The sequence below is a fragment of the Amycolatopsis sp. NPDC005232 genome, from assembly GCF_040607795.1.
Classification (GTDB): Bacteria; Actinomycetota; Actinomycetes; order Mycobacteriales; family Pseudonocardiaceae; genus Amycolatopsis.
Map to the genome: position 1 here is coordinate 77,019 of NZ_JBEXHL010000027.1, position 17,679 is coordinate 94,697.

The following is a 17,679-nucleotide window of genomic DNA, read 5'->3' on the forward strand; positions in this document are numbered from 1 at the left end:
CGTGAAGGGGCGGGCATCCACTCGGATGCCCGCCCCTTTCTCGTTCGCCGGCCAGGCGACCGACTGATCACCGCTCGTGTCCGATTCGCCCGGTCGGACCAGCCGTAACCCGATCGTTGGGCCATCTGGATCTGCGCCACTGGGTGACGTGCACTACCGTGCTGCCAGCGGTCACCGGACAAGGCCACGAACGGGTGAGGTGCTCACCGGCCTCGCCTGGCCGGAAAACTGGTGAGTAACCTGTTCGCACTCAGCTCGTTGCACCTGGTTGACGCGGAGATCGCGGCGCGCATCGGCGCGGGCTCCGCTGCCAGTCGCGGCGGGGCGGCGGTGCGCGACGACGCGGAACAGCTCCTGGAGGTGTGATGGGCGCCGAGGTGGTCATCGAAGGTCTGACGAAGTCCTTCGGAAGGCAGACCATCTGGCGGGACGTGACGCTGACGCTGCCCCCGGGCGAGGTGTCCGCGATGCTCGGCCCGTCGGGAACCGGCAAGTCGGTGTTCCTCAAGTCCATGATCGGCCTGCTGAAGCCCGACAAGGGCCGCTGCGTGATCAACGGCGTGGACATCGTCACGTGCTCCGAGCACAAGCTCTACGAGATCCGGAAGCTCTTCGGCGTCCTGTTTCAGGACGGCGCGCTGTTCGGGTCGATGAACCTCTACGACAACGTCGCCTTCCCGCTGCGGGAGCACACCAAGAAGTCCGAGTCCGAGATTCGCCGCATCGTCCAGGAAAAGCTGGAAATGACGGGTCTGGCCGGCGCGGACAAGAAGCTGCCCGGCGAGATCTCCGGCGGTATGCGCAAGCGCGCCGGCCTCGCGCGGGCGCTGGTGCTCGACCCGCAGATCATCCTGGTCGACGAGCCGGACTCCGGTCTGGACCCCGTGCGCACCGCGTACATCTCGCAGCTGCTCATCGACCTCAACACGCAGATCGACGCGACGATCCTCATCGTCTCCCACAACATCAACCTCGCGCGCACGGTGCCCGACAACCTGGGCATGCTGTTCCGCAAGGAGCTCGTGATGTTCGGCCCCCGCGAGGTGCTGCTCACGAGCGACGAGCCCGTGGTCGAGCAGTTCCTCAACGGCCGCAAGCGCGGCCCCATCGGCATGTCCGAGGAGAAGGACACCGCCACGATGGCGCGCGAGGAGGCCGAAGCCGCCGCGGGGCACTCCGACGGCTCGCCCGACGAGGACATCCGCGGCGTCGTCCCGCAGATGCAGCCCAGCCCCGGCCTGCCGGAGCGCGCGGGCGCCCGCCGCCGGATGGACCGCGTGATGCGGATCCTCCACACGCTCCCGCCGGCCGCGCAGGAGGGCATCATCGAATCCCTGAGCCCGGAGGAGCAGCGGCACTACAACGTGCACGCCGCCCACGCGCCGGCCCGTCGCCCGGGCCCCGAGGACACGCAGCAGATCCCCCGGATCTCCGACCGTGGCCCCGTGGCGAACCAGCACCAGGGCCAGCTGCCTGCCGACCAAGTCGCCCGGATCCCCGGCGGCTCCGGCCCGCGAGGGCCAGGCGGCGGCTACTCCGGTTCCGGCGGCAACGGGCCGGGTGGCGCGTGAGCTCGAACGCAGCACCGGCGAGGAAAATCCCCGGGCACGGCATGCTCCGCGAGACCGGGAACCTGTTCGCCCTCGGTCTAGACATCATCCGCGGCATGTTCCAGCGCCCGTTCCAGCTGCGGGAGTTCATCCAGCAGGCCTGGTTCGTCGCCAGCGTCACGATCCTGCCGACGGCGCTCGTCGCGATCCCGTTCGGCGCGGTCATCTCGCTGCAGTTCGGTGCGCTCGCGCGTCAGCTCGGCGCGCAGTCCTACACCGGCGCCGGTTCCGTGCTCGCCACGGTGCAGCAGGCCAGCCCGCTCGTCACGGCGCTGCTGGTGGCCGGCGCGGGCGGCAGCGCGGTCTGTGCCGATATCGGCGCCCGCACCATCCGCGAGGAGATCGACGCGATGGAGGTGCTGGGCGTCTCCGCGGTCCAGCGCCTGATCGTGCCGCGCACGCTCGCGATGATGCTCGTCGCGCTCTTGCTCAACGGCATGGTCAGCGTCATCGGCGTGCTCGGCGGTTACTTCTTCAACGTCGTGCTCCAGGGCGGTACGCCCGGCGCCTACCTGGCGAGCTTCTCCGCGCTGGCACAAGAATCCGACCTCTGGGTCGGTGAGCTCAAGGCCCTGATCTTCGGCTTCATCGCCGCGGTCGTGGCGGCCTACCGAGGCCTGCACCCCAGCGGCGGTCCCAAGGGCGTGGGCGACGCGGTGAACCAGTCGGTGGTCATCACGTTCCTGCTGCTCTTCGTCGTGAATTTCGTGATCACGCTGATCTACCTGCAGATCGTGCCCGGAAAGCTGGACTGACATGACGTTCATCTCGGGTGCCAAGCGCGTCGCCCACCGTCCACTGGAGACCCTGGACACCCTGGGCGACCAGATGTCCTTCTACGGCCGCGCGCTGCTGTGGACGCCGCGCACGCTGCGCCGCTACATGAAGGAAGTCCTGCGCTTGCTCGCCGAAGTGAGCTTCGGCTCCGGCTCGCTCGCGGTCATCGGCGGCACGGTCGGCGTGATGGTCGGCCTGACGCTGTTCACCGGTGTCCTCGTGGGGCTGCAGGGCTACTCGGCCCTGAACTCCATCGGCACCTCGGCATTCACCGGTTTCCTGACGGCGTTCTTCAACACCCGCGAGATCGCCCCGCTGGTCGCCGGCCTTGCCTTGAGCGCCACGGTCGGCGCCGGCTTCACCGCGCAGCTCGGCGCCATGCGGATCTCCGAAGAGATCGACGCGCTCGAAGTGATGGGTGTGCCGAGCCTGCCGTACCTGGTGACCACGCGGATCATCGCCGGGTTCGTGGCCGTGATCCCGCTCTACATCATCGGCCTGCTGAGCTCTTACCTCGCGTCACGCCTCGTGGTCATCTACATCTACGGTCAGTCAGCGGGTACCTACGACCACTACTTCGACCTTTTCCTACCACCGCAAGACGTTCTGTACTCGTTCATCAAGGTGCTCATCTTCAGCATCTTGATCATTCTTTCGCACTGCTACTTCGGCTACCGCGCCTCCGGTGGGCCGGCCGGGGTGGGCGTGGCCGTGGGCCGCGCGGTTCGCCTTTCCATCGTCACGGTTTCGATCGTGAACTTCTTCATCGGTTTCGCCATCTGGGGAACCGACGTCACGGTGAGGATTGCGGGATGATCACACTACGGCGCAGGCTCTTGGGCCTGCTGCTCGTGGCGCTGCTCGTGGGAGGTGTGGCCCTGAGCATCGCCTTGTACAACAAGGCGTTCACGAAGTTCGTCACGGTGAAGCTCGAGGCCGACAGCATCGGCAACCAGCTGCTGGAGCAGTCGGACGTGAAGGTGCGCGGCCTGATCGTGGGGTCGGTCAAGACCATCGCGGCTACCGCCGACGGGGCCGAGCTCACGCTGGACCTCCAGCCGGACTACGTGAAGCTGATCCCGGAGAACGTCTCGGCGCGCTTCCTGCCCAAGACGCTCTTCGGCGAGCGCTACGTCTCGCTCGAGATCCCGAAGAACCCGTCGGCCAAGACGCTCGCCGACGGCGACGTGATCCCGCAGGACCGCACCTCGGGCGCGATCGAGCTGGAGCAGGCGCTGGAGCACCTGATGCCGGTGCTGCAGGCGGTGCAGCCGCAGAAGCTCTCGAGCACGCTCACCGCGATCTCCACCGCGCTGCAGGGCCGGGGCAAGCCACTCGGCGAGACGCTCTCGCAGCTGGGCGACTACATCGGCAAGCTGAACCCGCACGAGCCGCAGCTGCAGCACAACCTGAAGGCACTCGCGGACTTCTCCGACAATCTGAGCGCGTCGGCGCCGGACCTGGTGCAGAGCCTCGACAACCTGAGCACGACCACCCGCACCGTGGTGGACGAGCAGCAGAACCTCGCGAGCCTCTACAGCAACCTGACCGCGGCTTCGCAGGATCTGCAGTCGTTCCTGGAAGCCAACTCCCAGAACATCATCAGCCTCGCCGACACCGCGCGGCCCACGGCCGAGCTGCTCGCCAAGTACGCGCCGGAGTACCCGTGCGTGATCGGGCAGATGGCGAAGCTCGTGCCGGTGGTCGACAAGGCGCTGGGCAAGGGCACGAACCAGCCCGGCCTGCACGCGACGATCGAGGTGGTCGTGAACCGCGGTCCCTACAAGGCGGGTCAGGACGAGCCGCGGTTCGAGGACAAGCGCGGCCCGCGCTGCTACGACCTCAAGAACCTGCCGAATCCGTTCCCGCAGGAGCCGCCGGACGGCGCGTTCAAGGACGGCACCAAGCCCACCCCGGGGTCGAACTCCCACGGCCAGGGCCTCAACCCGGCCAACTTCCTCGCCGACGCCGCGGGCCTCGGCGGCGGCACGAGCGGGGGTGACCCGGCGTACTCGGGCGCGGAGAACGACTTCCTCGGCCAGCTCGTGTCCCCGCAGGTCGGGATGCCGGAAGGTGACTTCCCCGGCTGGGGCTCGCTGCTCGTCGGCCCGCTGTACCGGGGCGCGGAGGTGACGGTGAAGTGAGGGGACTGGCCGCACCGCTGATCAAACTGTCGATCTTCGTGGTGATCACCGTGCTGTTCACCGCCGTGCTTGGCATCAGCATCGCGAACATCAACACCACCAGCACCAAGGACTACTCGGCGCGCTTCACCGACGCGACGCTGCTGCTCAACGGCGACGACGTCCGCATCGCCGGCGTCCGCGTGGGCACGGTGAAGGACGTGAAGATCGTCGACAAGCGCCAGGCGCAGGTCGACTTCGAGGTCGACGCCGGGCGGCAGCTGCCGGCGGGTGTCACCGCGCAGATCAAGTTCCGCAACCTCGTCGGCCAGCGCTACCTCTCCCTCGGCGAGGGCACCGACACCTCCGGCAAGACGCTGCCCCCAGGCGGCTCGATCCCGCTCGAACGCACCACACCCGCGCTGGACCTGACCGAGCTGTTCAACGGGTTCAAGCCGCTGTTCACCGCGCTGAACCCCGACGACGTCAACAAGCTCTCCTACGAGGTCATCCAGGTCCTGCAGGGCGAGGGCGGCACCGTCGAGAGCCTGCTGTCGCACACCGCTTCGCTGGCCACCACGATCGCCGACAAGGACAAGGTGATCGGCGAGGTCATCGACAACCTCAACTCGGTGCTCGACACGGTCAACGCGCACACGCCGCAGCTGAGCGACCTGATCGTGAAGCTGCAGCAGCTGGTGTCCGGCCTGGCCGCCGACCGCAAGCCCATCGGCGACGCGATCGACAGCCTCGGCAACCTGGCCCAGACCACCGCCGGCTTGCTCGGCGACGCGCGCCAGCCGCTGAAGGACGACATCAGCGCGCTGGGCGACCTGACCACCAAGCTCAACAAGAACGAGCCGACGCTGGAGCACTTCATCCAGTTCCTGCCGCAGAAGGTGAGCGCGCTGACCCGCACCGCCGACTACGGCTCCTGGTTCAACTTCTACGCGTGCGAGGTCAAGGGCAACGTCGCCCTGCCGCCGCTGATCAACGAACCGATCGACGTGCCGCTGCTGCCGTCCAACCGGGAGAGGTGCAGCGGATGAAGTCCTTCCAGAAGCGCAACCCCGTCCCGATCGCACTGGTCGGGCTCGCGGTGCTCGTGCTCGGCTTCGTCGCCGCGCTCAACTCCGACGACCTGCCGGTCATCGGCGGCGGCACGACCTACAGCGCCGAGTTTTCCGAGGCCGCCGGGCTCACGACCGACAACGACGTGCGCATCGCCGGCGTGAAGGTCGGCAAGGTCTCCGAGATCAAGCTCGACGGCGCCAGCGTGAAGGTGTCGTTCAAGGTCAAGGACGCCTGGCTCGGCGACAAGACCTCGGCCGCGATCAAGATCAAGACGTTGCTGGGTCAGAAGTACCTGTCGCTCGACCCGCAGGGCGTCGGCACGCTCAACCCGGGCCAGCCGATCCCGCGCGACCGCACGATGTCGCCCTACGACGTGCTCGACGCGTTCCGCGGCCTCTCGCAGACCGTCGACGACATCAACACCGACCAGCTCGCGCAGAGCTTCGACACCATCACGCAGACCTTCGCCAACACGCCCGAGGACGTGAAGGGCGCGCTCTCGGGCCTGTCGAAGCTGTCGGACACGATCGCCTCGCGCGACTCGCAGCTGTCGAACCTGCTGGCCAACACCCGCGAGGTGTCGCAGACGCTGGTCGACCGCGACGCCGAGGTGCAGAAGCTGATCACCGACGGCAACCAGTTGCTCGACGAGATCTCCAAGCGCGAAGAGGCCATCACCGCGCTGCTCGACGGTTCCAAGGAACTGGCCACGCAGCTGCAGGGCCTGGTCGACGACAACGACAAGCAGCTCGACCCCGTGCTCACGCAGCTGGACCAGCTCACGTCGATGCTGCAGCGCAACCAGGACTCGCTCGCGCAGGGCATCGCGAAGTTCGCGCCGTTCGTGCGCGTGTTCACCAACACCATCGGCACCGGGCACTGGTTCGACAACTACATCTGCGGTCTGGTGGCGCCCTCGGTCGGCCCGCTCAACCAAGAGGGGTGCTACACGAAATGAGTGACACCCGGTTCGGCCAGTCGCTCCTGCGCGGCGCGTCCGTCGCCGTCGTCCTCGCGCTCGTCATCGCGGGCGGCCTCTGGTGGACGCTCAAGGACGCGGGGCGCAACCACCTCACCGCGTACTTCTCCGGCGCCGTCGGCCTCTACGAGGGCAACAGCGTGCGGATGCTCGGCGTCGACCTCGGCACGGTCACCAAGGTCCAGCCTATGGGCAACCAGGTGCGCGTGGACTTCGAGTACGACCGCACGGTGCCGGTGCCCGCCGACGCGAAGGCGCTGATCGTGTCGCCGTCGCTGGTCAGCGACCGCTACATCCAGCTCGCGCCCGCGTACACCGGCGGCCCGAAGATCTCCGACGGCGCCGTGATCCCGCTCAACCGCACCGAAGTGCCGCTCGAGGTCGACCAGCTCGCCGCGAGCCTCGCGAAGGTGAGCGAGACGCTCGGGCCCAACGGTGCCAACAAGAACGGGTCGCTCTCGGACCTGCTCAACACCGTCGCGAAGAACGTGGACGGCAACGGCCAGGCCCTGCACGACACGATCGCCAAGCTCGGCCAGGCGTCCGGCACGCTCGCCGGCAACAAGGACGACCTGTTCCAGACCGTGCAGAACCTTGGCCAGTTCTCGCAGACGCTGGTCAACAGCGACGGCCAGGTCCGCCAGTTCGAGAGCCAGCTGGCCGACGTGAGCGGGTACCTGGCGGGGGAGAAGGACGACCTCGCCGCCACCGTGCAGCAGCTGAGCACCACGCTGCAGTCGGTGCAGACCTTCATCGAGCAGAACCGCGGCCGGCTCAAGTCCAATGTGGACAAGCTGGCCAGCGTCACCAAGGTGCTCGTGGACCAGCGCAGCGCGCTGTCGGAGATCCTCGACGTGGCGCCGGTGGCGCTGTCGAACCTCGTCAACGTCTACAACGGCTCCGCGGGCACGCTCGACGCGCGGCCGAACCTCAACGAGCTCACACAGCCGCCGCTGGTGATGGTCTGCAACCTGCTCAAGCAGACGCCCGACGCGCTCAAGCTGCTCGGTGACACGTGCGGCTCGATCGCCGGTGTGGTCGACGGCGCGGTGCCGCTGCCGTCCACCGCGCAGGTCGTGCAGGCCATGTCCAACGGCAAGCTGCCGCCACTGCCGCTCCCGCTCGCGGGCCAGGTCTACGGGACGGGGAGCTGAGCATGAAGCGCCTCAGGAGGTTCACCGCCGCCGGCGTGGTCACCACGGTGTCCGCGCTGGTGCTGTCCGGCTGCGGTTTCACCGGGATCTACGACGTGCCGCTGCCCGGTGGCGCCGACCTCGGCAGCCACCCGTACAAGGTCAAGGTGCAGTTCTCCGACGTGCTCGACCTCGTGCCGCAGGCCGGTGTGAAGGTCAACGAGGTGCCCGTCGGCCAGGTCGAGTCCGTGGGGCTCACCCCCGACGGCTGGCACGCCGAGGTCACCGTGGAGATCAACGGCGACGTGAAGCTGCCGGCCAACGCGCTGGCCAACGTGAAGCAGTCGAGCCTGCTCGGCGAGAAGTACGTGGAGCTCTCCTCGCCCGGCGACGGCCAGGCGCAGGGCACGCTCGCGAACAACGCCACGATCCCGCTCGCGCGCACCGGCCGCGACGTCGAGGTCGAAGAGGTGCTCGGCGCGCTGTCGCTGCTGCTCAACGGTGGTGGGGTGGAGCAGCTCAACACCATCACCAAGGAGCTCAACAACGCGACGGCGGGCAAGGAGCCCGACATCAAGGCGTTGCTGGACAACGCCAACGAGCTCGTGACGAACCTCGACGAGCAGTCGCGCAACATCACCCGCGCGCTCGACGGGCTCGACCGGCTGTCGATGACGCTGAAGGACCAGAAGGACAAGCTGGTGGGCGCCGTCGACAACCTCGGCCCCGGCATCGGCGTGCTGGAGCAGCAGCGCGGCCAGCTCGTGACCATGCTCAACGCGCTGAACAACCTCTCCGGCGTCGCCACCGACACGGTGAACAAGAGCAAGGCGGACCTCGTGGCCGACCTCAAGGCCCTCACTCCGACGTTGCAGAAGCTCGGCGAGGCGGGCAACGACCTGCCGCAGGCGCTGCAGATCCTGCTGACCTTCCCGTTCACCGACCAGGCCTACAACGACGTGAAGGGTGACTACTTCAACCTCTTCGCGAAGGTCGACCTGAACCTCAAGGACGTCATCGACAACCTGGGCCGCAGCCGGGACAACCCGCTGTCGAACCTGCTGCCGGTGCCGGGCCTTACCGGTGGCACGCAGGGCGACCAGCCGCCGCTGCTACCGCTCGGGGGCCAGTCGGGGTCGAACGCGAAGCCGAACTCCAGTGGTGGCCAGGGCGGCGGGCAGCCGTCGCAGGGCGGGCTGTCCGGGCTCTTCGGGATCCTCTCGGGAGGTGCGGGCTGATGTTGCTGCGCAAGACGAAGTTCCAGCTCGTCGCCTTCGTGATCATCTCGGTCGTGGCGCTCGTCTACGCCCTGGTCCGCTTCGCCGGCCTCGGCTCGGTGTTCGGCGACAGCGGCTACACGGTGAAGCTGCAGCTCAACGAGTCGGGCGGCATCTTCACCAACGCCGAGGTGACCTACCGCGGCTTCAACATCGGGCGCGTCGGCCAGCTGCGGCTCACGCAGAGCGGCCTGGAGGCCGACCTCGACATCGACCCGTCGGCGCCGCAGGTGCCCGCGGACCTCGACGCCGTGGTCGCCAACCGCTCGGCCGTGGGTGAGCAGTACGTGGACCTGCGGCCGAAGAACGACAAGGGCCCGTACCTCGCGGGCGGTTCGGTGATCCCGGCGTCGAAGACCACCGTGCCGGTCAGCACCGACCGGCTGCTGTCGGACCTCGACTCGCTCGCGGCCTCCGTGCCCACCGACTCGCTGCGGACGGTCGTGGACGAGTCCTACGACGCGTTCCGCGGCACAGGCGCGGACCTCCAGCAGCTGCTCGACACCGCGCAGAGCTTCACGGCCACGGCCCAGCAGTACCTGCCGCAGACCGTGCAGCTGCTCGACGCCGGCGGCCAGGCGCTGGACACGCAGAACCACGAGGCGTCGAACTTCGCGGACTTCTCCAAGAACCTCAACGAGCTCACCGGCACTCTGAAGAACTCCGACGGCGACCTGCGCAAGCTGATCGGCATCACACCGCAGGTCGCGGCGCAGATCGACCAGGTCGTCAACGAGACCGGGCCGGGTCTGGGCGCGCTGACGGCGAACCTGCTGACCACGGCCAACGTCACCGTGACCCGCCTCGACGGCATCGAGCAGGGCCTGGTGACCTACCCGGCGCTGGCCGGCGCGGCCGCCAGCGTGGCGCCGGGCGACGGCACCGCCCACCTCGGGCTCGTGCTGAACCTGTTCAACCCGCCGGCCTGCACGAAGGGCTACCTGCCGTACAGCCAGTACCGCACAGGTGCCGACACGTCACCGCGGCCGGCCGACGACAATGTGTACTGTGCCGAGCCCAAGGGCAGCCCCATCAACGTCCGCGGCTCGCAGAACGCACCGTACGGCGGGGCCCCGGTCGCGCCGTCGCAGTCCGATGTGGACGCCAACGCGGGCCGTCCGGCCCAGGAACTGCAGGACATGCGCGACGCCGCCGTTCCGGGCGTAGCCGGAAGCCCGGGTGTCTCGTTGAACAGCCTGGGAGCGCTGCTCGGTCTCTCAGGCTGAGCCGCGTGGGCGTGGATTCGATGACCGTTACCTACCCTGGAGTGATATGAGTTCCGAACAGGCCGCCGCCGAGGAAGGGGTGACCTCGTCGCCGCCGGAAGCCCCGGCTTCCGCTTCGGAGACTGCTTCGACCGGTGCCGCCTCGCCGGCCAAGCGGTCCCTGCCGGGCTCGCCGCGCGTGTGGCTCTTCGGCGCCGGGGCGTTCGCGCTCGCCGCCTTCGTGGTCGCGGTGGTCTTCGGGATCATGTGGTGGGTCGCGGGCACGGGGGAGAACGCGGCCCTGGCGCAGTCGCGTGACGACGTCGTGAAGGCGGGCGCCAACGCCGTGAAGGCCTACACCGAGGTGGACTACCAGAACCTCGACGCCGTCTTCGCCCGCCAGAAGTCCGTGTCCGACGACGACATGGCCAAGCAGATCGACCAGCTGAAGCCCACCTACGGCAAGGCGCTGACCGACGCGAAGACGAAGGTCACCACGACCGTGCAGGACATCGCGGTCGAGGAGCTCGACGACCACGAGGGCAAGGCCAGCTTCCTGGCCGCCATCACCACCGACGTCACCCAGGGCGCGCAGAGCTCCGCGAAGGCGCTGCGCCTGGAGGTCTCGATGACCCGCGTCGGGAACGACTGGAAGCTGTCCGGCATCGACAACGTCCCCCTCGTCGCCTCCGGCCAGTAGCTTCACCGCAGAACGGAGTTCTCCTAGTGCCCCCCTCCCGCCGCCAGCCGCCCCGCAGCAGCACCCCGCCGGCCCGCCGGCCGAGGGTCGCCGGGCTGCGCAAGCCGTCGAGCGAGGACGGCGCACCTGCGTCCACCGACGAGCGGCCGACCCATGCTCCGGCGCCCGCCGCGGCCAAGCCGCGTCCGCGTCCGGTGCCACGGACCGGCCCGCTGACCAGCGCGGATCCGTCCGAGGTCACCCAGGAGATCCGGTTCCCGAAGAGCGCGGGGATCTCGCGGTCGCGGGGGCTGGCCACCGAGGACCCCGAGGACGCTGCCGACGTGGATACCGCGGCCCCGGTCGAGGACGAAGCCGAGGTCGACACCCTCACCGGCGAGGCCGTCGACGCTCCCGAGGAAACCGACGAGACGGTCCGCGCGGCTCCCCGCCGTAAGCGCCGGGACTCGGGCCGCGCGAAGCCCGTGGACGTCGACGAGGCCGAGCAGGAGGCCGCCGGCGCGCCCGCCGTGCCGCCGCCGTGGGCGAGGCAGCAGCCGCGCCAGGACCGCACGGTCGTGCTGACCGTCGTGCTGCTCGTGGTGGGCCTGGTGTTGGCCGCGGGCGCGGTGTTCTTCAAGCTTGGCTTCGACGACGCCTCCGACTCCACGAGCAACACCGCGCTGCTGGACGTCGCGAAGACCGCGCAGGTCAAGGACCAGGTCTCCAAGGCCACGGAGGCCCTGTTCTCCTACGACTTCAACAACATCAAGAAGACCGAGGACGCCGCCAACGGCCTGCTCGCCAACGACAGCGTCAAGGCCAAGTACAACTCGCTCATGGGCGAGGTGAAGCGCCTCGCGCCGCAGCAGAAGATGGTGGTGACCTGCAAGGTCACGCGCAGCGCCGTGATCATGCTCAACGGCGACCTCGCGCGCGTGATGGTGTTCGTGGACCAGACCTCCACGCGCGCCGACACCAAGCAGACCACCGCCGGCTCGGCCCAGCTGCACGTCGACGCGCAGCTGCAGGGCGACACGTGGAAGATCACCGACCTCGACACGTACAAGGCCCCGGCGCCGCCCGCGGCCAACGCGCCCGCTTCCTCGGCCCCGGCCTCGCCGCCGCCCTCGAAGTAAGTCCAAGCAGAAGGCCCGGTGCCCGCTCGAGCGGGCACCGGGCCTTCTGCTTTCGTTCAGGGCCTCAGCAGAGCGACTGCAGGGCCGTGCGCAGCGCGGTGCGGTGCAGCTCGTCGAGGTGGTCGACGACGTCGGCCGAGATCTGCGCCTCGAGCACGTCCACTCGGCACGGCACGCCGTGCTCGCGAACGTCGTTCGTGGCCACCAGCTCGGTCAGCAGCGACGTGGTCAGCTCGTCCAGCTCGGCGCGGATCTCGGTGAGGTCCGGGCGGGTGGTGGGCGCCTGCTCGGGGTGCGCGGTCCAGCGGTCGAACAGCCCGCGCTGCACGACCTTGCTCGCGGTGATCTGGTCGGAGAAGAACGCGGCCGTGCGCTCGGGATCGAGGCCCAGCGCGAACGCGCGCGTGCGCACCGCGGCGAGCTCCTGCTCCTCGCGCGCCGGGTCGTCGATGGGCTTGTCGGTGCCGAACTTCGACGCGGCCACGCGGTCACCCACCCGCAGGCGCTCGACCACGAGGTCGGCGAGCGGCCCGAGCCGGCCGAACGCGCGGCCCGCGGTGCCGGCGGTGTCTGTGGCGGTCTTTTCGGATGCGGCCATGGCCTGAGTGCCTCCGACGGTGAGTGCGGCCAGCGCGACGGCAAGGATCACGGTGGAGCGACGAGCAGTCTCGTTCCCGAACATGAGCACTCCGTCGTGGGCCGGCGACCAGGATCGGATCCGATTTTAGCGGTGGGGAATTCACGAAACCCGGACAATCTCGCCGGATGGACACGCAATCGTGCCGATGCCGGATTTGTCTGCCCGGACGTACAGCGGGGCTCGGCCCCACGGGTCACGCCGGCTTCCGGCGGTGGGTGCGACAGCGCTGCCACCCTGGCTGCTCGGGATGATCACGGCGCCTTCGGCGAGTGAACCGGCGGTCAGCTCATCGCGAACGAACGTCGGTAGCGCCGTTCCGGCGGCTGCTCCGAGACCGTGGGTCGGGCACCGGCCTGCTCTCGACCCGCCGCGCCGCCTCCCTGCCGCCGCACTCCAGCCCGCACGCGCCGCCACCAAACGTCGGCCACGCCCGGACGCTCGCCGAACCCGCACTGACGCGGCCCGATCCCGATGCCCCGGAGCCATCGACAACTCTCGAACGGCTCCCGTCGTGCAAAGCCCCGCGCTCTTGCCGGACAACCCCCGCCCTCCCAATGGGGGGCGTCCCCATCCCAGTCTATCGGCCCCTGACCTCGAAAAATGCCCGGAACGAAATCTGTGGACAACTCCGGAGTCAGCCGGGTGCCTGTGGACAACCCCGGAGTCGGCCGAGGCCTGTGGACAAGCCGAGCTGCCTGTGGCGTGCCGAGCTGCCTGTCGACAAGCGCCGAACTGCCCGTGCCGGGCCAAGCTGCCCGTGACACAAGGCACCCGCGCCCCCAGCCGGGCACCGCGCCCGGCCCCGCGGTTCACCGGACCAGCCCTCCCAGACCGCCCCGAACAGACCGCCACGAGTAGCCCGCCACGAGCAGTTCTCCTCCGGACCACCCGGATCAGCCCCTGGACCGCCACGAGCACCCCGCCACGAGCAGCTCTCCTCCGGACCACCACGGATTCAGTCCCTCGGACCACCCCGAGCAGGCCTCTACCGACCCCTCAACCGCGCTCCACGCCACACCCCGGGGCCGACTGGACCACTCGCCCCACGGCCCCTGTTCGTGACGCAGGACACCGTTTGAAACCCTCCCCGATCCACTCCCAGACCACGATTCCGCAGGTACCGGTGGGTAACCGGGATGATCATCCCGCTTGTCACCCTCCGCATGCCCCGGTCGACGCTGCGCCAACCGGTCCGACCCCCGAGTGGCATCTTGACTCGAAGGCGTCGTGGGTTCAGGCTTACTGCCAACGGTCACGGCCGGGAGCGCGAACCTTGCGGGAGGGACGCAGAACCCGGGCAGGCCGGAGGCATTGCTACAACGCCGCGAGGCAGGCTGGGCCCCATCAGGAGCGCCCCCTGGACAGACCGCGTCGTTCGGGCTAGACTGCCTCTTTGCGCTGCCCTCTTTCAGGCTGCCCGGAGCCGGTAGTTAGGATAGTGGGCACACGGCACCCCTGACAGTCCGCGACGGCACCTGTTGCCATTGCGGCTGCTCACCGCTCATTGTCCCCGGAAGGACGCATCTTGGCAGTCTCTCCCGCGAACCAGGCCACTGCTGCGACCACCTCGGCTGTATCCCGCTCGGAGTCCACGGGTATCCCCGGCGCGCCCGTGCGGGTCTCTTTCGCAAAGATTCGCGAACCCCTTAACACCCCCAACCTGCTGGACGTGCAGCTCCAGTCGTTCCAGTGGTTCACCGGAGCCGAGGCGTGGTTCGAGCGCCGCGTCAACGAAGGTGACGAGAACCCGGTCGGCGGCCTGGAAGAGGTCCTCAACGAGATCTCCCCGATCGAGGACTTCTCGGGTTCCATGTCGCTGTCCTTCTCCGCTCCGCGCTTCGACGAGGTCAAGGCCTCGATCGAGGAGTGCAAGGACAAGGACATGACCTACGCGGCCCCGCTGTTCGTCACGGCGGAGTTCGTCAACAACAACACCGGTGAGATCAAGAGCCAGACGGTCTTCCTCGGCGACTTCCCGGTGATGACGGACAAGGGCACCTTCATCATCAACGGTACCGAGCGGGTCGTCGTGTCCCAGCTCGTGCGTTCTCCGGGTGTGTACTTCGACAGCAGTGTCGACAAGACGACCGACAAGGACGTCTTCAGCGTTCGCGTGATCCCGAGCCGCGGCGCGTGGCTCGAGTTCGACGTCGACAAGCGCGACACCGTCGGCGTGCGCATCGACCGCAAGCGCCGCCAGCCGGTCACTGTGCTGCTGAAGGCGCTGGGCTGGACCACCGAGGCGATCCGCGAGCGCTTCTCCTTCTCGGAGACGCTGCTGGCGACCCTCGAGAAGGACCACACCGCCGGCACCGACGAGGCGCTGCTCGACATCTACCGCAAGCTCCGTCCGGGCGAGCCGCCCACGAAGGAGAGCGCGCAGACGCTGCTGGAGAACCTGTTCTTCAAGCCGAAGCGCTACGACCTGGCCAAGGTCGGTCGTTACAAGGTCAACAAGAAGCTCGGTCTCGACACCCCGTACGACACGGGCACGCTGACCGAAGAGGACATCGTCTCGGCCATCGAGTACCTGGTCCGGCTCCACGCCGGCGACGACAAGATGACCAGCGTGTCGAACGTCGAGGTGCCGGTCGAGACCGACGACATCGACCACTTCGGCAACCGCCGCCTGCGCACGGTGGGTGAGCTGATCCAGAACCAGATCCGGGTCGGCCTCTCCCGCACCGAGCGCGTCGTGCGCGAGCGCATGACCACGCAGGACGTCGAGGCGATCACGCCGCAGACCCTGATCAACATCCGCCCGATCGGCGCGGCGATCAAGGAGTTCTTCGGCACCTCGCAGCTGTCGCAGTTCATGGACCAGAACAACCCGCTGTCGGGCCTGACCCACAAGCGCCGCCTGTCGGCGCTGGGCCCCGGTGGTCTGTCCCGTGAGCGTGCCGGCATGGAGGTCCGCGACGTCCACCCGTCGCACTACGGCCGCATGTGCCCGATCGAGACGCCGGAAGGCCCGAACATCGGCCTGATCGGTTCGCTCTGCTCGTACGCGCGGGTCAACCCGTTCGGTTTCATCGAGACCCCGTACCGCAAGGTCGTCGAGGGCCAGGTCACCGACCAGGTCGACTACCTCACGGCCGACGAGGAAGACCGCTTCGTCAAGGCGCAGGCCAACGCGCCGCTGACCGAAGACAGCCACTTCGTCGAGAACAAGGTCCTGGGTCGTCGCAAGGGCGGCGAGGTCGAGCTGATCGACCCGCTCGAGATCGACTACATGGACGTGTCGCCGCGGCAGATGGTCTCCGTCGCCACCGCGATGATCCCGTTCCTCGAGCACGACGACGCGAACCGCGCGCTGATGGGCGCGAACATGCAGCGCCAGGCCGTGCCGCTGCTGCGCAACCAGGCCCCGTACGTGGGCACGGGTGTGGAGCTGCGCGCCGCGGTCGACGCCGGTGACGTCCTCGTGGCCGAGCAGTCCGGCGTGGTCGAGGAGCTGTCCGCGGACATCATCACGATCATGCACGACGACGGCACGCGGAAGAGCTACGGACTGTACAAGTTCCGCCGCTCCAACCACGGCACGTGCTTCAACCACCGCCCGATCGTCGACGAGGGTGACCGCGTCGAAAAGGGCCAGGTCATCGCCGACGGCCCGTCCACCGAGAACGGTGAGATGGCGCTGGGCAAGAACCTGCTCGTGGCGGTCATGCCGTGGGAGGGCCACAACTACGAGGACGCGATCATCCTCTCCGAGCGCCTGGTGCAGGACGACGTGCTCACGTCGATCCACATCGAGGAGCACGAGATCGACGCCCGCGACACCAAGCTGGGCGCCGAGGAGATCACCCGGGACATCCCGAACGTCTCCGAGGAGGTGCTCGCCGACCTCGACGAGCGCGGCATCATCCGCATCGGTGCCGAGGTCCGCGACGGCGACATCCTGGTCGGCAAGGTCACGCCGAAGGGCGAGACCGAGCTGACGCCGGAAGAGCGCCTGCTGCGCGCGATCTTCGGTGAGAAGGCCCGCGAAGTCCGCGACACCTCGCTGAAGGTGCCGCACGGCGAGACCGGCAAGGTCATCGGCATCCGCGTGTTCTCGCGCGAGGACGACGACGAGCTGCCCCCGGGTGTCAACGAGCTGGTCCGCGTCTACGTGGCCCAGAAGCGCAAGATCCAGCCGGGCGACAAGCTCGCCGGCCGCCACGGCAACAAGGGCGTCATCGGCAAGATCCTGCCCGCCGAGGACATGCCCTTCATGGAGGACGGCACGCCGGTCGACATCATCCTGAACACCCACGGTGTTCCGCGACGGATGAACATCGGCCAGATTCTCGAGCTGCACCTGGGCTGGCTGGCCTCACAGGGCTGGACGATCGAGGGCAACCCGAGCTGGGCGGCCAACCTGTCCGAGGAGCTCTACGACGTCGCGCCGAACACGAACACCGCCACCCCGGTGTTCGACGGCGCGAAGGAAGAGGAGCTCACCGGGCTGCTGGGCTCGACCAAGCCGAACCGCGACGGCGAGCGCATGGTCAAGGAGAACGGCAAGGCCACGCTGTTCGACGGCCGCTCCGGCGAGCCGTACCCGTACCCGGTGTCCGTCGGCTACATGTACATCCTGAAGCTGCACCACCTGGTCGACGACAAGATCCACGCCCGCTCCACCGGTCCGTACTCGATGATCACGCAGCAGCCGCTGGGTGGTAAGGCGCAGTTCGGTGGCCAGCGCTTCGGTGAGATGGAGTGCTGGGCGATGCAGGCGTACGGCGCTGCCTACACGCTGCAGGAGCTGCTCACGATCAAGTCGGACGACGTGGTCGGCCGCGTGAAGGTGTACGAGGCCATCGTCAAGGGGGAGAACATCCCCGAGCCGGGTATCCCGGAGTCGTTCAAGGTGCTCCTGAAGGAGCTCCAGTCGCTGTGCCTGAACGTCGAGGTGCTCTCCAGCGACGGTGCGGCCATCGAGATGCGCGACTCCGACGACGAGGACCTCGAGCGCGCTGCGGCCAACCTCGGCATCAACCTGTCCCGCAACGAGTCGCCCTCGGTGGACGACGTCGTGCACTGATCGCGTGCTGAGCC

General features: G+C 68.4%; 14 protein-coding genes. 13 read left to right on the top strand and 1 reads right to left on the bottom strand.

Annotated features, from left to right (window positions below; genetic code table 11):
* Positions 1–231: 231 nt before the first annotated feature.
* Genes ABZU76_RS37070 through ABZU76_RS37125 form a run of 12 tightly spaced genes read left to right on the top strand, consistent with a single transcriptional unit; the run spans position 232 to position 11,996 of the window.
* Positions 232–366, top strand: a complete 135-nt coding sequence (locus tag ABZU76_RS37070) for a hypothetical protein (RefSeq protein WP_255638634.1) — start codon at positions 232–234, stop codon at positions 364–366.
* A complete protein-coding gene (locus ABZU76_RS37075) occupies positions 366–1,571 on the top strand; it encodes an ATP-binding cassette domain-containing protein (protein ID WP_354878423.1) in 1,206 nt (401 codons plus the stop codon). Before ABZU76_RS37070 ends, ABZU76_RS37075 begins: the two co-directional genes overlap by 1 nt.
* 41 nt (positions 1,572–1,612) lie before the next feature.
* Complete coding sequence (locus ABZU76_RS37080) at positions 1,613–2,365, top strand: ABC transporter permease (protein ID WP_354878540.1); 753 nt, start codon at positions 1,613–1,615, stop codon at positions 2,363–2,365.
* A gap of 1 nt (position 2,366) precedes the next feature.
* On the top strand, positions 2,367–3,203 hold the full coding sequence (locus tag ABZU76_RS37085) for an ABC transporter permease (protein ID WP_220246059.1): 837 nt from the start codon (positions 2,367–2,369) through the stop codon (positions 3,201–3,203).
* A complete protein-coding gene (locus tag ABZU76_RS37090) occupies positions 3,200–4,531 on the top strand; it encodes an MCE family protein (protein ID WP_354878427.1) in 1,332 nt (443 codons plus the stop codon). Before ABZU76_RS37085 ends, ABZU76_RS37090 begins: the two co-directional genes overlap by 4 nt.
* The gene (locus tag ABZU76_RS37095; protein WP_354878430.1) at positions 4,528–5,559 is read left to right on the top strand and encodes an MCE family protein; all 1,032 of its coding nucleotides are present in this window, start codon (positions 4,528–4,530) and stop codon (positions 5,557–5,559) included. Before ABZU76_RS37090 ends, ABZU76_RS37095 begins: the two co-directional genes overlap by 4 nt.
* A complete protein-coding gene (locus ABZU76_RS37100; RefSeq protein WP_354878433.1) occupies positions 5,556–6,542 on the top strand; it encodes an MCE family protein in 987 nt (328 codons plus the stop codon). Before ABZU76_RS37095 ends, ABZU76_RS37100 begins: the two co-directional genes overlap by 4 nt.
* Positions 6,539–7,717: an MCE family protein gene (locus ABZU76_RS37105; RefSeq protein WP_354878436.1), complete on the top strand. Its 1,179-nt coding sequence runs from the start codon at positions 6,539–6,541 to the stop codon at positions 7,715–7,717. Before ABZU76_RS37100 ends, ABZU76_RS37105 begins: the two co-directional genes overlap by 4 nt.
* A gap of 2 nt (positions 7,718–7,719) precedes the next feature.
* Entirely contained in the window at positions 7,720–8,934 is a 1,215-nt protein-coding gene (locus ABZU76_RS37110; protein WP_354878439.1) for an MCE family protein, read from the top strand.
* Positions 8,934–10,199 (top strand): MlaD family protein, encoded by a 1,266-nt coding sequence (locus tag ABZU76_RS37115; protein WP_354878442.1) that lies wholly within the window; start codon positions 8,934–8,936, stop codon positions 10,197–10,199. The genes ABZU76_RS37110 and ABZU76_RS37115 overlap by 1 nt, the downstream gene beginning before the upstream one ends.
* Before the next feature lie 46 nt (positions 10,200–10,245).
* Positions 10,246–10,878 (top strand): hypothetical protein, encoded by a 633-nt coding sequence (locus ABZU76_RS37120; RefSeq protein ID WP_255638635.1) that lies wholly within the window; start codon positions 10,246–10,248, stop codon positions 10,876–10,878.
* 26 nt (positions 10,879–10,904) lie between these two features.
* Positions 10,905–11,996: a hypothetical protein gene (locus ABZU76_RS37125; protein WP_354878445.1), complete on the top strand. Its 1,092-nt coding sequence runs from the start codon at positions 10,905–10,907 to the stop codon at positions 11,994–11,996.
* Positions 11,997–12,060: 64 nt separating this feature from the next.
* Here ABZU76_RS37125 and ABZU76_RS37130 read toward each other — a convergent pair whose 3' ends face one another.
* Positions 12,061–12,678 (bottom strand): chorismate mutase, encoded by a 618-nt coding sequence (locus ABZU76_RS37130; RefSeq protein WP_354878448.1) that lies wholly within the window; start codon positions 12,676–12,678, stop codon positions 12,061–12,063.
* Between the two features lie 1,483 nt (positions 12,679–14,161).
* Here ABZU76_RS37130 and ABZU76_RS37135 point away from each other — a divergent pair.
* The gene (locus ABZU76_RS37135; protein ID WP_354878451.1) at positions 14,162–17,665 is read left to right on the top strand and encodes a DNA-directed RNA polymerase subunit beta; all 3,504 of its coding nucleotides are present in this window, start codon (positions 14,162–14,164) and stop codon (positions 17,663–17,665) included.
* Positions 17,666–17,679: the final 14 nt, after the last annotated feature.

Excerpts from the sequence above, each read along its gene's own strand:
- ABZU76_RS37075 (WP_354878423.1), top strand. The coding sequence starts at position 366 with ATGGGCGCCGAGGTGGTCATCGAAGGTCTGACGAAGTCCTTCGGAAGG.
- ABZU76_RS37080 (WP_354878540.1), top strand. The coding sequence starts at position 1,613 with ATGCTCCGCGAGACCGGGAACCTGTTCGCCCTCGGTCTAGACATCATC.
- ABZU76_RS37085 (WP_220246059.1), top strand. The coding sequence starts at position 2,367 with ATGACGTTCATCTCGGGTGCCAAGCGCGTCGCCCACCGTCCACTGGAG.
- ABZU76_RS37090 (WP_354878427.1), top strand. The coding sequence starts at position 3,200 with ATGATCACACTACGGCGCAGGCTCTTGGGCCTGCTGCTCGTGGCGCTG.
- ABZU76_RS37100 (WP_354878433.1), top strand. The coding sequence starts at position 5,556 with ATGAAGTCCTTCCAGAAGCGCAACCCCGTCCCGATCGCACTGGTCGGG.
- ABZU76_RS37105 (WP_354878436.1), top strand. The coding sequence starts at position 6,539 with ATGAGTGACACCCGGTTCGGCCAGTCGCTCCTGCGCGGCGCGTCCGTC.
- ABZU76_RS37110 (WP_354878439.1), top strand. The coding sequence starts at position 7,720 with ATGAAGCGCCTCAGGAGGTTCACCGCCGCCGGCGTGGTCACCACGGTG.
- ABZU76_RS37115 (WP_354878442.1), top strand. The coding sequence starts at position 8,934 with ATGTTGCTGCGCAAGACGAAGTTCCAGCTCGTCGCCTTCGTGATCATC.
- ABZU76_RS37120 (WP_255638635.1), top strand. The coding sequence starts at position 10,246 with ATGAGTTCCGAACAGGCCGCCGCCGAGGAAGGGGTGACCTCGTCGCCG.
- ABZU76_RS37130 (WP_354878448.1), bottom strand. The coding sequence starts at position 12,678 with ATGTTCGGGAACGAGACTGCTCGTCGCTCCACCGTGATCCTTGCCGTC.